At 52.3% G+C, this 14,170-nt stretch carries 14 protein-coding genes; 10 read left to right on the top strand and 4 right to left on the bottom strand.

Going from position 1 to position 14,170, the window contains the following annotated elements:
* Positions 1–23 precede the first annotated feature (23 nt).
* A complete protein-coding gene (gene bglH / locus KDC22_RS32590; RefSeq protein WP_211721619.1) occupies positions 24–1,433 on the top strand; it encodes an aryl-phospho-beta-d-glucosidase in 1,410 nt (469 codons plus the stop codon).
* A gap of 68 nt (positions 1,434–1,501) precedes the next feature.
* Here bglH and KDC22_RS32585 read toward each other — a convergent pair whose 3' ends face one another.
* A complete protein-coding gene (locus tag KDC22_RS32585; RefSeq protein WP_211721618.1) occupies positions 1,502–2,281 on the bottom strand; it encodes an isocitrate lyase/PEP mutase family protein in 780 nt (259 codons plus the stop codon).
* Complete coding sequence (locus KDC22_RS32580; RefSeq protein WP_211721617.1) at positions 2,274–3,335, bottom strand: bifunctional transcriptional activator/DNA repair enzyme AdaA; 1,062 nt, start codon at positions 3,333–3,335, stop codon at positions 2,274–2,276. The genes KDC22_RS32585 and KDC22_RS32580 overlap by 8 nt, the downstream gene beginning before the upstream one ends.
* Before the next feature lie 209 nt (positions 3,336–3,544).
* Here KDC22_RS32580 and KDC22_RS32575 point away from each other — a divergent pair, with 209 nt between their 5' ends.
* On the top strand, positions 3,545–3,949 hold the full coding sequence (locus KDC22_RS32575) for a VOC family protein (protein WP_211721616.1): 405 nt from the start codon (positions 3,545–3,547) through the stop codon (positions 3,947–3,949).
* Positions 3,950–3,970: 21 nt separating this feature from the next.
* On the opposite strand, the gene KDC22_RS32570 is transcribed toward KDC22_RS32575, so the two are convergent.
* On the bottom strand, positions 3,971–4,243 hold the full coding sequence (locus tag KDC22_RS32570; protein WP_211721615.1) for a hypothetical protein: 273 nt from the start codon (positions 4,241–4,243) through the stop codon (positions 3,971–3,973).
* A 149-nt stretch (positions 4,244–4,392) separates the two neighbouring features.
* Between KDC22_RS32570 and KDC22_RS32565 the strand changes: the two genes are divergently transcribed.
* The 5 genes from KDC22_RS32565 (at position 4,393) to KDC22_RS32545 (ending at position 8,965) form a co-directional block, all read left to right on the top strand.
* Positions 4,393–5,289, top strand: a complete 897-nt coding sequence (locus tag KDC22_RS32565; protein ID WP_211721614.1) for an NAD-dependent epimerase/dehydratase family protein — start codon at positions 4,393–4,395, stop codon at positions 5,287–5,289.
* A complete protein-coding gene (locus tag KDC22_RS32560; protein WP_211721613.1) occupies positions 5,282–6,262 on the top strand; it encodes a phosphotransferase in 981 nt (326 codons plus the stop codon). Before KDC22_RS32565 ends, KDC22_RS32560 begins: the two co-directional genes overlap by 8 nt.
* Before the next feature lie 293 nt (positions 6,263–6,555).
* Entirely contained in the window at positions 6,556–6,765 is a 210-nt protein-coding gene (locus KDC22_RS34095) for a transporter (RefSeq protein ID WP_425516980.1), read from the top strand.
* 139 nt (positions 6,766–6,904) lie between these two features.
* Entirely contained in the window at positions 6,905–7,495 is a 591-nt protein-coding gene (locus KDC22_RS32550) for a TetR/AcrR family transcriptional regulator (protein WP_211721611.1), read from the top strand.
* A gap of 75 nt (positions 7,496–7,570) precedes the next feature.
* Positions 7,571–8,965 carry an MFS transporter gene (locus KDC22_RS32545; protein ID WP_211721610.1) on the top strand — a complete coding sequence of 465 codons (1,395 nt, stop codon included), beginning with the start codon at positions 7,571–7,573 and terminating at the stop codon, positions 8,963–8,965.
* Here KDC22_RS32545 and pdxR read toward each other — a convergent pair.
* Positions 8,960–10,390 (bottom strand): MocR-like pyridoxine biosynthesis transcription factor PdxR, encoded by a 1,431-nt coding sequence (gene pdxR, locus KDC22_RS32540; RefSeq protein WP_211721609.1) that lies wholly within the window; start codon positions 10,388–10,390, stop codon positions 8,960–8,962. The genes KDC22_RS32545 and pdxR overlap by 6 nt on opposite strands.
* A gap of 142 nt (positions 10,391–10,532) precedes the next feature.
* Between pdxR and KDC22_RS32535 the strand changes: the two genes are divergently transcribed.
* The 3 genes from KDC22_RS32535 to KDC22_RS32525 all read left to right on the top strand — a co-directional run bounded on the left by KDC22_RS32535 (position 10,533) and on the right by KDC22_RS32525 (position 14,148).
* The gene (locus KDC22_RS32535) at positions 10,533–11,081 is read left to right on the top strand and encodes a pyridoxamine 5'-phosphate oxidase family protein (protein ID WP_211721608.1); all 549 of its coding nucleotides are present in this window, start codon (positions 10,533–10,535) and stop codon (positions 11,079–11,081) included.
* Between the two features lie 158 nt (positions 11,082–11,239).
* Positions 11,240–12,448, top strand: coding sequence for a hypothetical protein (locus KDC22_RS32530; protein ID WP_211721607.1), 1,209 nt, complete (start codon positions 11,240–11,242; stop codon positions 12,446–12,448).
* 176 nt (positions 12,449–12,624) lie between these two features.
* Positions 12,625–14,148, top strand: coding sequence for a malate:quinone oxidoreductase (locus KDC22_RS32525; protein ID WP_173134313.1), 1,524 nt, complete (start codon positions 12,625–12,627; stop codon positions 14,146–14,148).
* Positions 14,149–14,170 lie beyond the last annotated feature (22 nt).

Raw genomic sequence — 14,170 nt, 5'->3', positions numbered from 1 at the left:
CCAATAGAAGGGAAGAAGATATTATGAAACAGACAGACATGCAGTTCCCGGAAGGCTTCTTATGGGGGGGCGCGATTGCGGCTAATCAGGTGGAAGGCGCTTATCGGGAGAACGGTAAAGGGTTATCTATTGCTGACATCCTGGCCAACGGCATCTTTAACCCGCCCTATGAGCATCCGGGTAAGAAGAATCCTTACCATGAGGCTATAGATTTCTACCACAGATACGAGGAGGACATCGCGTTATTCGCTGAGATGGGCTTCAAGGCGCTCCGTACCTCCATTGCCTGGACAAGAATATTCCCTAACGGGGACGAAGAGACTCCCAATGAAGCCGGTTTGCAGTTTTACGACCAATTATTCGATTGTATGCGGAAGTATAATATAGAGCCGGTTGTGACACTGTCCCATTATGAAATGCCGCTTGGACTTGTTAAGGATTACGGCGGGTGGAGAAACCGCAAGCTGATTGAGTTCTTTGAGAGATATGCGATTGCTGTATTTAAGCGTTACAAGGACAAGGTGAAATACTGGATTGCCTTCAACGAGATCAACGTGCTGCTCCACATTCCCTTCGTCGGCGGAGGAACGGTCATTGAGGAAGGCGAGAACAAGAAGCAGATCATCTATCAGATGGCGCACTACCAGCATGTAGCCAGCGCACTGGCTGCGAAGGCCTGCCATGAGATTATTCCGGGCTCGCAGATGGGCTGTATGATCGCCGCAGGGCCGTATTACCCGCATACCTGCCATCCCGATGATATTCTCACAGCCATGGAGATGGATAGACAGGTTTTCTTTTTCACGGATGTTATGGCCAGAGGGTACTACCCTACTTACGTGAAACGATGGTTCAAGGAGTATGACATCGAGCTGGATCTGACGGCAGAGGATGAACAGCTGCTGAAGCAGCATACCGTTGATTATATCAGCTTCAGCTATTACAAGAGCCGCTGTGCCAGTGCTGATCCGAGTGGTCTGGAGATGGTATCGGGCAACCTGGCTATGGGGGTCAAGAATCCTTATCTGAAAGCATCGGAGTGGGGCTGGCAGATTGATCCCACGGGCCTGAGATTCACGCTGAACCAGCTCTACGACCGGTATCAGAAGCCGCTTTTCATTGTTGAGAACGGGTTCGGCGCTGTGGACACGGTTGAAGAAGATCAGAGCATCCATGATGATTACCGGATCTCCTACCTGCGGGACCACATGATTGAGACAGGGAAGGCGATTGATGACGGTGTTGAATTGCTGGGATTCCTGAGCTGGGGACCGATTGATATCGTGAGTGCCTCTACAGGCGAGATGAAGAAGCGTTACGGATACATCTATGTCGATAAAGATAATGAGGGGAATGGCACCCTGCGCAGAATCAAGAAGAAGAGCTTTGATTGGTACAAGGAGGTTATCGCGACCAACGGGGCAAGTCTATAGTCATAATCAAAGGAAACGGCTGGATCAGGGGAACCTGACCAGCCGTTTCTTATTGGAAATACCCTTAATCACAATTCCTGGAGGGCAAGGGCCCGCACGGCAGCCTGTTTCAAGGCATCCATCAATATCAAATAGGGTCGCGGACCATAGCTGATGCGGGCGACACCTAACGACGCCAATCTCTGGAGAGAAGGTGAATCCGGCGAAACCATAACGTTAACGGGGAGCGAAGACTGTTGGCATAATCTCGCGATCAGCTCCTCATTACACAAACCTGGCACGAAGATCCCGTGAGCTCCGGCTTCCGCATAGGCGTGTGCCCTTTGAAGGGCAGCTTCCAAGTGGGCTTCCCCATGCCCGGCTGATGGGGTCTCAAAGAAGATATCGGTTCGGGCATTAATAAAAAGGGGAATTGACGTATCCACACCGGCTTCCCGCACAGCTGTGATGCGCAGGACTTGCTCCTCTACGGGATATAGCCCCGGTTCATGGATCTTCTGATCTTCAATATTGACGCCTACGGCTCCGCATTCGATGACCTTCAGCACATTGTTCTTGATTATCTCAGGCGAAGGTCCATAGCCACTCTCAATATCTATCGTAACGGGCAGATCTACACTTTGGCTAATCCGCTGGAGATTAGACAGAACGAGGTCGAAGGGAAGCTTTTCCCCATCGTCGTATCCATGCGCGGCAGCTACAGACCAACTGCCGGTAGCGATCACCTGGCCTCCTGCTCCTTGAATGATCTGCGCGCTTCCGGCGTCCCAGGCATTGACAAGGACCAGCGGGGTGCCGCTTCTATGCAATTCGTGAAATTTCCGTGCTTGCTCAAGTTGATTATTCATGGTTTTGACCTCCGTTTTTCTCATGATTTAGCAGCCATTCTTTGCGTGCGACTCCGCCGCCATACCCGCCGGGCCCGCCGCTGGTGTTAATTACGCGATGACAGGGAATGACGATTGCCAGCTGATTGGTCCCATTCGCTTGTGCCACCGCACGATAGGCTCTAGGCTTGCCGAGCGCCAGTGCGATATCTGCGTAGGAACGGGTCTCGCCGGGTGGAATCTTCTTTAACTGTTCCCATACGCTCTGCTGAAAAGGTGATCCCATCAGATGGAGAGGTGTCTTGAATTCGATTAATGTTCCCTCGAAAAACTGGCCCAGCTCTCGCTCCACCGACTGAATGGGCAGGGTCTGTCCTGGAATAATCGCTGTCTTCAGTCGGGTCCTTAACCGTTCAACCTCGCGTTCCAGCCCCCGGCGGTCTACGAATTCTAGGAGATAGAGCCCACTGTCGTCCGCTATTGCCATCATAGGACCGAGCGGTGTGTCCAGCCATGCTGCTCTAAGAATAAGGCTGCTCTCTGACCGCGTAGGCGCCGCCCCCATAATGCGGGAGAAGGCATCCCGGAAGCCGCTGCTGGAATCATAGCCGGAAGCAAGCTGTGTGTCGATAATCTTCCCTCCCGACCGGATATTCTTCAAGGCCAGTCCCATTCGGCGGGACCTGGCGTACTCCACGAAGGTCATGCCGAAGCGCTTTTTAAATTGACGGCGGGCAGTGGATTCATCCATGGATAACGCCTTGAAATCTTGGCCCTTCCAGCGCTTCTCCGGGTTCCGCTCCACGGCCTCGACCAGCAGCCGGACGATATCCGAAACATGATTCGGATGGGATAAGGGCCGGCAGCGCTGACACGGGCGGAAGGAAGCCAGAAGCGCCTGCTGCGCGGTCTCGTAGAACTCGCAGTTATCGTACTTTGGTTTCCTGGCTGGACATGTCGGCCGGCAAAATACGCCGGTGGAAGTGACGCCTACATAGAAGACGCCTTCGTATTCTGTTTTTTTCTCGATAAGGGCTTTATAATATTCTGCCTTGCGTTCCTCATTATGGATCATGATCAGCACCTGCACCTCTAAGGATAGATTTATTATATATCTTGCCCATAACGGCCGTAGCCGAAAATCAGGCACTTATTTTGAATATCCGATATTGGGCGGATTCGTGAGGAAACTCAAAAAAAGCGCTACTGACACAACGTTGTCAGTAGCGTTCTTTTATATTAGGGGAAGAAGGTATGATGTATAAATAGGAAGGATGATATCTTGTGAATTTCGCTTCTGTACGCATTATTACCGACGATGTAGATCGTCTCGTCGGGTTCTATGAGCATGTTCTGGGTGTTACGGCGGAGCGTCCCGCTCCTGTGTTTGCCGAGCTCGTTGTGCCATCATGCACCCTGGCAATCGGCCACTCCCAGACGGCGCAGCTATTCGGAGCCGGTTCTGTAATGGCAGCCAATAATCACAGTGTCATCATCGAGTTCTACGTTAACGATGTCGAAGCAGAGTACGCGCGCCTGAAGCCTGCTATTGGCGATTGGGTCAAAGAACCGACCCTGATGCCCTGGGGCAACCGTTCCATGCTGTTCCGCGACCCTGACGGCAACCTCGTCAATCTCTTTGAGCCGGTAACTGAGGAGGCGATCAAACGATTCAGCGGTAGAGGTTGACGGAACCTTCGGGGGCCGGTCCTATGACCACACCCCGAAGCCCGGATCATTCTCCCGGATTACAGCATAGACGGCTTCAATGACAAGTGGAAGGTCTTCTTCCGGGTAGCCTTCCGGCATCTGCGGCGGATGAACGAGCTCGGTTACACTGCCGGGATGAAGTTCAATCCCCTGCAGCTGCATCTCAAACCGGAAGGAATCCTTGAATGCTGTTCCATCATGGACTGAGTAAAAATACATATTGCAGATATCCTGTTCATCAATAAGGAGTACACCTTGTTCGTTCAGTTCCATGCTCCAAAGCCCCCGCTCTAATCATGATGAATCTATTATGAACCCTCGGAGCGGGGATTTGCTATAGATTGCAAATATTTTATATACTAGAATTTGTTATATAAGATCCATATCTATAGCAATAGCAAGTGGGCTAAAGGAGAATCGAAATGAAGCTTCGCAATAAGGTTGTTCTGATTACAGGGATCTCGGGTACGGCAGGGGACAAAATTGCCGCCAGGTGCCTACAGGAAGGCGCTGAGGTTAAAGGACTTATACGTAATAAAGAGAAGATGGACCTTTGCAGTCAGCTAGGCATTACACCCGTTATTGGAGACTTAACGGATAAAGACACAATATTGAAAGCGCTTCAGAATGTTGATATTATCATTCACGCTGCGGCGTATCTCGGTGAGGATAGAGCTATCGCTGAGGCGTCGAATATTGAAGGGGTCCAGAACCTGGTGGATGGGGCTATAGCAGCCGGGGTTGAACGCTTCGTACATATTTCGACGCTGTCGGTGTATGGTCATTTTGATGGAGCGGTAGAACTGGATGAAGAAAGTGATTTGGCATATGGTCATTCGGAGGTGTACATCTCAACCAAATGTGAATCAGAGCGGATTATACAGGCTGCAATAGCTAAGGGGCTGGAAGGTGTCATTCTGCGTCCTGGAGTGATCTGCTCCGAGTCTAACTCCCACTGGGGCGATAAGCTGATTGCCAGGCTTGCTCATACAGAGGATGTGAATTGGATTCACCCGGATGATCTGACCCCTTGGGTCCATGCGGAGAACTTGGCTGAGATGTGTGTACTGGCAGCAACGCATCCTGCGGCCGTGAACCAATGCTACAATGCAGTAGACGGGAATTACCCGGAGCAAGAGTTCACTGTACGTATTGGGCGTGCCATGAATAAGAAGTTCACCACACCGGGCGGAGACCCTATAAGAATGGCGTATAGTTATACCAAAATAAAAGATGAACTGGGCTACAGTCCGGTGATAGGGTTTGAAGAAACGATGATCCAATTGGAGAAACAAGCCCGAGGAGACTCAGATGTATAATAAACCAACTGCTTTACGTTCCGTGCTTGCCCCGAAATATTTAGAACACTGCCTGAGCTGTCTGTATGACATTGGGGAGTGGAAGGATTGCCTCTTCTGGTTACGCGGATTGAATGATACCTATAGACTTCGCACCTCTAGAGGATACTATATTCTTCGCGTATACCGTCAATCCGTCAGCGAAAATGATGTGGCCTACGAGATGTCTCTACTGACGCAGCTCGATTATCAGTTAAGCCAAGCAAGCACCAAAGTTTCCGTTCCCGTTCCTCAAAAGGACGGCGGAGTATTCTCGGTGATCCATGCGCCAGAAGGCCCGAGAGTTGCCGTGATTTTCAGCTACCTGACCGGTACGGAGAATGTGCTTCATGACGAGAAGTCATGCTTCGCTTTCGGGAAGTCCGCTGCCGAATTACACGCTGCCATGGACAACATTTCCCTGGAGCTTCCAAGATACAATATGGATACTAACGCTCTGATCAGCCAGCCGTTAGAGCGTATTGTGGACTATCTTGGGGAGAGGCATCACGCCACTCCATTCCTGCGGGAGTTCTCGGACGCGTTAATAGAGCGAATCCACAAGGCAACCAGTCAAGGCTTGGATTGGGGGATCTGCCATGGCGATTTGCATGGGAATAATAATGCCTTCCAGGAAGGCGATACCTTCACGCATTATGACTTTGAATGGGCGGCAAAAGGATGGCGGGCATACGACCTGGTGCAAGTCCGTCATAGAAAACGCTTGCCGGAGGAGAAAAAAGCCCCGCTGTGGAACACGCTGATCTCCGGCTATCGCTCTGTCCGGGATTTCTCTGAGCAGGATGAATCTGCGATGGATCTGTTTATCATCGCCCGCCGGTTGTGGGTCATGGGCCTTGATGTTGAATTCATCCATGACAGTGGTGCACTGGATTTCACAGAAGACTGGCTGGAGGAATTTATCACTGAATTCCGCTCGTACCCTATGGTCTGATTACTCTTGGTATGGGCATCCGCCCAGGCAACTTCTCCGCGAATGCATATGATGATTATGCCTATTAGTTGAAAGGGGAGCGATCATATATGGGAATTTTGCCAATACCGGGAGCCGGCGGAGGGTTTCCGGGAATTCCGGGCGGACCCGGAGGACCCGGATTTCCATTTCCGGGTGGACCAGGCGTGCCGGGGTTTCCAGGCGGAGGCCCGGGAGGATTTCCGGGGTCTCCGGGAGGTGCACCGGGAGGCGTGCAGGCGCCAACGGCTCCTCCACCGCAATTCGTACCGCAAATGCAGGCTACCACATTTGCCGTTGACCCCGGAGGGATCAGACGCTGCCTGTTCCGCAACACTTATATCTGGCTGAACAACGGTGAGCAATTCTGGTTCTACCCGGTATTTGTCGGACGTAATTCTATTGCAGGCTTCAGATGGAACGGATTGTTCTGGGGTTACTTCGGCATTGATCTGAGCCGGGTTAGCTCGTTCACCTGCTTCTAGGTTAACTGTATCTCCCTCACGGTAACATGTGCTTCCAGCGGAATACACCTTGCTATTATGATTAGCAGGGTGTATTCTTTTACTTAAATGACAGTAAGTACTGACAGTCAATTGTTGAATATTGAAATGAGGTATATACATGAGTGAAGGCCAAAACATAAGCACCAGTGATAAATTGCTGATCGCTGCCATTGATCTGTTCGCAGAAAAGGGCTACAAGAGCGTGACTACCCAGGAGATTGCAGGAGCAGCGGGTTTAAGTGAAAAAACGCTGTTCCGGCAGTTCGGCAGCAAGCAGAACCTTCTGGAGCAGGCATTCGACCGTTTTCATTATGCCGGGGAGATGGTTAGGCTGTTCAATGAGAGGATTGTGTGGGATCTTCAGAGGGATCTGCTTCTGATCAGCCGGACCTATCATGAGATTATGAACCGCAACCGGAAGATGATTATGATTTGTATTAAAGAGGCGGATAATCTGCCCGGGCTGGAGGAGTATACCAGAAACTCCCCTGAGCAGTTAATGCAGGCTCTGACGGAGTATTTCACAACCATGACGGAGCAGGGTAAGCTGGTTCCCGGCAATGCCAGAGTGCAGGCAGTGCAGTTTATGGTGATGAATTACGGTGCCTTCCTGAATCATCTGGACGATGATGCCAACTTCACCTCGGTGTCGCTGGAGGAGTTCATAACCGCGAGTGTGCAGACCTTTACTAGGGCTTTAACGCCCTAGTTGTATTTTGAACAAAATGACAGTAAGTACTGACAGACTACATTAAAGCAAGGCATTCAGAGAGGAGTACAAATCATGCAATCTCATGCTGTGAGCCCCAAGAATACAGGAAATCTATTAATGCGCGCCCTGATTTTTACACTGATTATTTCGTCAATGAATGCGAATATGTTCAATATTGTCCTGCCGACGATCAGCAGGCAATTTGAATTATCTTCCTCCCAGGTAAGCTGGATCATTACCAGTTATATGATTGTATATGCTGTTGGCGCCGTAACCTTCGGCAAATTGACGGAGAAATACCGGCTGAAGGATTTACTGACGTTCGGATTGTTACTCTTCGTCCTGGGATCTATTGCCGGCCTTGCAGCTACAGAATATTGGATGATTATTGCCGGTCGTGTTGTGCAGGCGGCTGGCGCCTCAGTTATCCCTGCGATGGCTATGATTGTACCGGTCCGTTACTTCTCTCCTGATAAGCGGGGCCGGGCGCTCGGCATGTCTGCCATCGGGATTGCGCTAGGTACGGCGATGGGGCCGATTGTTGCCGGTTTTGTAATCAGCGCATGGAGCTGGCGGATTCTGTTCATCATTCCGCTGTTGTCGCTGCTTACGCTGCCTGTCTACCGCAAATATCTGGATGATGAGCAAGGGGATGCTGATCCCATCGACTGGCTTGGCGGGGCGCTGCTCGCTGGAACGGTGACGGCCATCCTGCTGGCGTTGACGAATACTAGCCTCTGGCTGGGGCTTTCAGCCCTCTTTATGTTGATCCTGTTTGTACTGCGCATCCGCTTCGCTGCGGCTCCATTCATTTCTCCCGATATTTTCCGGAATAAAAAGTATTCCGTCATCCTTGTCATTACGTTCTTCATTACGGGAATCAGCTTCAGCTCTCCGTATCTGATCCCCCAGCTCTTGGCCCTGGTTAATGGTCTGCCTCCTGCCTACATCGGGATCGTCATGCTGCCCGCAGCAATAGTTACTACCTTTCTGGGCCGCAAGGGCGGGAAACTGGCAGATGAGAAAGGAAACCCGCGACTAGTGTATACAGCCTCAGCGCTTCTTGTTATTGGCTTCCTGTGTCTGTCTGTAGTTGCCGGCAGGCATGCTGTTCTGGTCTCTATATCCTTGATCTTCTGTGTGCTGGGCCAGTCGTTCATGCAGATTGCAATGTCGAACACCGTGTCCCGGACGCTGTCCCATGAGCAGACAGGCGTTGGAATGGGCTTATTCTCCATGCTGACCTTCATCTCTGCCGCCTCATCGACGGCTGTACTGGGCAAGGTGCTTGATTCCGGTGCGCCGGCGGCGGCCTTGAATCCTATAGCGGATAACCCTGCGTCCATGGTATATAGCAATATTTTTGCAGTGCTCGCGGTTCTGGTCATTGTGGTGATTGCAGTCTATTCTGTTCAGTTTGGACGCCGGGGGAAAAAGGCTGCTGATCACCTAACGAATGGTCTATAAGATCAGCCCGGCCAGACGGTGAATACCCTGTGCAATGGAGGCTTCATCCACTTTGGCAAACCCAAGCACCCATCCCTTCCGGCGGCTCTCCAGACAGTAAGGGCCGAGAGGGTATATACGTATTCCCTGTTGCAGGGCTAACCGGGTTACGGCTTCTTCGTTGTAGGATGCTTCTGCTTCAAGCAATACATGCAGTCCAGTCTCGGCACCGCTTAAGGTGAACCGCTCCCCTAAACCGCTGGCCGTGATAGCCTTGGTTATGGCTTCATGTCTACGGCGGTAGACATTGCGGACTCTTCTCATATGGCGCATGAAATGCCCGTTCTTGATGAAGTGGGTCAGGGTGAGCTGGTCCATAACGGGAAGATGACGGTACGTCAGCTCCTGTACACGGGCAAGCTGGGCGATGGCCTCGGCCGATCCCACGATCGCGGATAGCCGAATGCCGGGCGCAATCATTTTGGAGAAGCTCATCAGGTACAAGGTGTTATTCGCCGCCTGGCTGAACAGTGTCGGCAGCGGCTCTCCGCGATAGCGGAATTCACTGTCATAATCATCCTCAATGATCCACAATTGCTCCTGCACGGCCTTATGCAGCAATTGCTGCCTGCGCGGCTCAGACATCACGGACCCTACTGCGCACTGGTGCGAGGGGGTCACGAAGACCAGCTTGGACTCCGGGTGGATCTGGTTCACGACCAGGCCCTGCTCATCTACGGGGACGGGGACGACATGCATCCGCCGGTATTTCATGGCCATCCAGGCTGCCGGGAAGCCGGGGTCTTCTACAGAGACCGTATCTCCTTCAGCCAAAAGTGATTGCGCAATCAAATCAAGGCTATGCTGAGCGCCCGAGGTTAACAGAATTTGATTCGTCCCGATCGGGATGCCCCGTTCCAGTAACAAATAACGCTGAATTTGCTGGCGTAAGGCCAGGAGGCCATAGGGATTGCCATAGGCCCAATCCGATAAGCTCATGGCGGTGGAGGCGTGAATTAAGGATTGCCGCCAGTTTTTCTGAAAGGGTCCATCCAGATAAGGCTCATGGGGTGTGAAATCAATCTCCACCTCCTGCTGCTGAATGCCCCCGAACCAGTCATGTAGCTGATCGACGGCTGAATTTAACAGGGGGAGTGCGGGCGGTACGGGACCCTGTGCCAGGGTTGCTGCCGTAGACTCCGTGACCCGGTTCCAGTTACTGACCCGTGTCCCGCCCCGCCGGGAGGTAACGGTATACCCCCTGCTCAGCAGTTCCTCATAGACAATCTGAATGGTCGAGCGTGAGACGCCTACCAGGTGGGCAAGCTCACGCGAGGGGATCAGCAGCTCGCCCGGTGCCCATTGTCCACTTGTGATATGTTCGATGGCCTGATTCAGCAGCTGCTGCCAGATCGGGCTCTTGTCCTTGCGGTTTACGGTCAGCATGGGGTAACCCTCCAAATCGTAGATTCAGTCCTGTAACAGGAATTATGGATTGCTCCAAACCATCATCTTTGGATATTTAAGTACAATCCATTCACTGATATACTACCGTAATAACGTACACGTGAGAAGGAGAGATTTCGAGATGAATCCAGTTCGGTATAAGGTCAGGGAATGTACAGATGAAGTGAGAATAGAACAATTTTTGCGGCAGGCGAGGATTGGATTTCTGGGGCTTGTGGACGGGAATCTTCCCTATGTGGTGCCGCTTAACTATGTATGGATGGACGGGAAGCTGTATTTCCACGGAGCGGGGGACGGAAGACGCAATCAGGTGATGAGTGCCAATTCAGAGGTGTGCTTCACGGTATGCGAGGAATACGGAACCATTACCAATCCCGTGCCTGCCAAAACAGATACCGCTTATATGAGCGTGATGATATTCGGACAAGCGGAGCCGATTACAGATCTGGACGAGGCTACCCGGGTCCTTCAGGAAATGATGAATAAATATGTTCCCGGCTATCATAACCGTCCCTTGTCGAAACAGCATGTAGATAAATACCGCTCCGCCGTATACGGCGGGCCCGTTCAAGTCTGCCGGATTACTCCGCAACATGTGACGGCCAAAGAGAATCCGATTGAAGCAGAGAACATGTACAGAGCAGGTGCGAATGCAGGACAGGGAGTGTAACGACTGCACTCTGTCATATGGAAGAGACAGGAGCTTGTGCCGGAAAGGGCCCAGGCTTCTTTTTTGTGCCAGTTCCGATGAGGTAGGAGTTAAGCAAAGTTGCTGTGAGAATTAATATATCGTATGTTTAAGGGAACGAAGAAGAGAGGATGATGGTAATGCCAGAGGATAACCAAGCGCCCCGTTCAGCTCCGATTACAGAACCCGGCCACTATGTCATTGACCTGACAGGACCCCGCAGCCACACGCTGGTTACCCGGCCCGGTGTCGGCAGCTTATCTATCGGACCGCCGGGCTTAGGGAATAAGGCTGAGCTTCATGTTGCTCCAGATGCGGTCATCAACTGGCCCGTATTCGAAGCCTTCGCCACCCCGGCGGGCTCACCCTGGCCGCGCTATTTGCGTTATACAGGCGAGGACGCCGGGTTCCTGGAATGGGCACAGCACCGTCCCCTTGAAGAGGCGACCTGGATTCCGGTCCTGGCGGCAGATACGGTAGTAGACGCCAGCCTGTCTATTGTGCACGGCCTGCATATCGAGCTCGGCCCGCAGCCGGGGGGGTTCTTAAGCCTGACGCTTCCGCAGCGCCCGTGCCGCCTGGGCTTGTCCGGCGACCTGTCACGCATCTCGCTTTCCGGCACTCTGCCGTCTTCCTTAACCTTGGCGCCGCATACGAGCAGGCGCAAGAGTGATCCCCCCTTCAAGCTGCCGGACCTTGGTGAGCTGCACGGGGTGACGGGCTTGACGCTGCACAGCCCGCCGCTGGGTCAGCCTGTCTCACTGGAGAGTCTGGATCGGTTCCCGAACCTTCAATCCCTCAGCCTGTGGGGCAGCTTCTGCGATCTCGGTTCTCTCGCCCGCCATACGGGGCTCACGAATCTGGAGCTGCGCTTCATGCCTGATCTGGTGGAGCTGCCGGGCCTTGATTCGTGGCCGCTGCTGGACCGGTTCATTGCCTACAATGTGGAAGAGGCCGGGGGGAAGCGCCTAAGACAACAGATGAAGGCACGTGCCAAGGCCCGCCCCTGGGACGACTTCGCATCCGTGAGCAAACTGCGGAAGCCGGAGTGGTGGATGAACGAATATGGCCGCCCGTTCTCGGCCTGGCCGAAGCGTCTGGCCAAATGGGCTAACGAAGCCTACGATGAGGCGCAGGCAGCTTGGGCGGAGGCCTGCAGTCTTACGGATGCGGAGGAAGTGATTACCAGATTCACCATGCGCTTCAATTCGCTCAAGGGCATTGAGACTACCGAGAGAGAAGACCTCGGCGAAGCCGTTTGGCAGATTAGCCAGTCCGTTCATGGGCTGAGTCAGCCTATAACAGAGGAAATGGCGCAACGCTGGTTCGATGCCGCCCGCCATTATTGATTAAAATGTTTATAAAAATTAAGAATAAATCTTAAAATTTATATCCAATAGTGATACACTAGGAGCAGGATTGATCCAAAACGGTGTGTGACTAGGTCCGCGCTGGCTTGCTATGGCACCTGAGCAGGAGTGCCTGCATCCTTCCTGCAAATCGTAGGGTAGAAGGACGGTAGAATATGAGCAACCAACAAACGAAAACAGATATTATTTTAATTGGTGCCGGAATCATGAGTGCAACACTTGGTTCACTGCTGAAGGAATTAGCTCCTGAATGGAAAATAACTGTGTTTGAGCGTCGTGCGGGTGCCGGTGAGGAAAGCTCCAATGAATGGAACAATGCGGGAACGGGGCATTCTTCCTTATGTGAGCTTAACTACACCACGGAGCAACCCGACGGATCTATTGATATTAGCAAGGCTATTAAGGTGAATGAGGAATATCAGTTCTCCAAGCAGTTCTGGTCCTATCTGGTAAGCCAGAAACGAATACGCAATCCACAGGATTTTATTGTACCTGTACCGCATATGAGCTTTGTAGAAGGGCAGAAGGACGTAACGTTTTTACAAAAAAGATTTGAAGCGCTTTCAAATAGCCCGCTGTTCCAGGGCATGGAATTCTCCGATGATCCAAGGCGGCTGATGGAATGGATTCCGCTGATGATGAAGAACCGGACGCTGGACCAGCCGATCGCGGCAACAAGAATCGACTCGGGAACAGATGTTAATTTCGGTGCGCTGACCCGCATGATGTTCGACCACTTGAAGAACAACAACACCGATATCAGATATAATCATCAGGTGGATGACCTGAAGCGCACCAGTGACGGCTCATGGGAGCTTAAGGTGCGTAATCTTACAAGCGGCCAGGCAGAGCGCCATACAGCCAAATTCGTCTTCATCGGGGGCGGGGGAGGAAGTCTGCATCTGCTGCAGAAATCCGGTATTCCGGAAGGCAAGGCGATCGGCGGATTTCCGGTAAGCGGACTGTTCATGGTATGCAAGAAGCCGGATATTGTAGCGCAGCATCATGCCAAAGTGTACGGTAAAGCAGCGGTGGGCGCCCCTCCGATGTCTGTACCGCATCTGGATACCAGAGTGATTGAGAACCAGGAGTCGTTGTTCTTCGGGCCGTTTGCCGGCTTCTCGCCCAAGTTCCTGAAATTCGGTTCGATGTTCGATCTGATTACCTCCGTGAAGCCGGATAATCTCGTCACGATGCTTGCGGCAGGAGCCAAGAACCTGTCATTGACCAAATATCTGATCGGGCAGGTCATGTTGTCCAAAGAGCAGCGCATGGAAGCCTTGCGGGAGTTCGTCCCGAACGCGAACAGCGAGGATTGGGAGCTGGTGGTGGCAGGCCAGCGTGTGCAGATTATTAAGGATACGGCTGCCGGTAAAGGGATGCTTCAATTCGGGACGGAAGTGATCAGCAGTGCCGACGGTTCGATAGCGGCCTTGCTTGGCGCTTCTCCGGGGGCCTCAACCGCGGTCTCCGTCATGCTGGAGGTGATCGGCAAATGCTTCCCGCAGCAGGTTAAGGACTGGGAGCCGAAGATCAAACAGATGATTCCGTCCTATGGCATGTCCCTGTCGGCCAATCCGAAGCTTTTGCACGAAATCCATACTTCAGCAGCGCAAACGCTGGGCCTTATTAACGGGCCAGGGGGGCATGGGCAGCCGATTGCAGTCAACCATATATAGCTAAAGGCCATCCGAAGGGATG

The sequence above is a fragment of the Paenibacillus tritici genome (genome assembly GCF_018207515.1).
Classification (GTDB): domain Bacteria; phylum Bacillota; class Bacilli; order Paenibacillales; family Paenibacillaceae; genus Paenibacillus_AQ; species Paenibacillus_AQ tritici.
The sequence above is the reverse complement of the archived record's forward strand: the minus strand, read 5'-3'. Positions and strand labels throughout refer to the sequence as shown.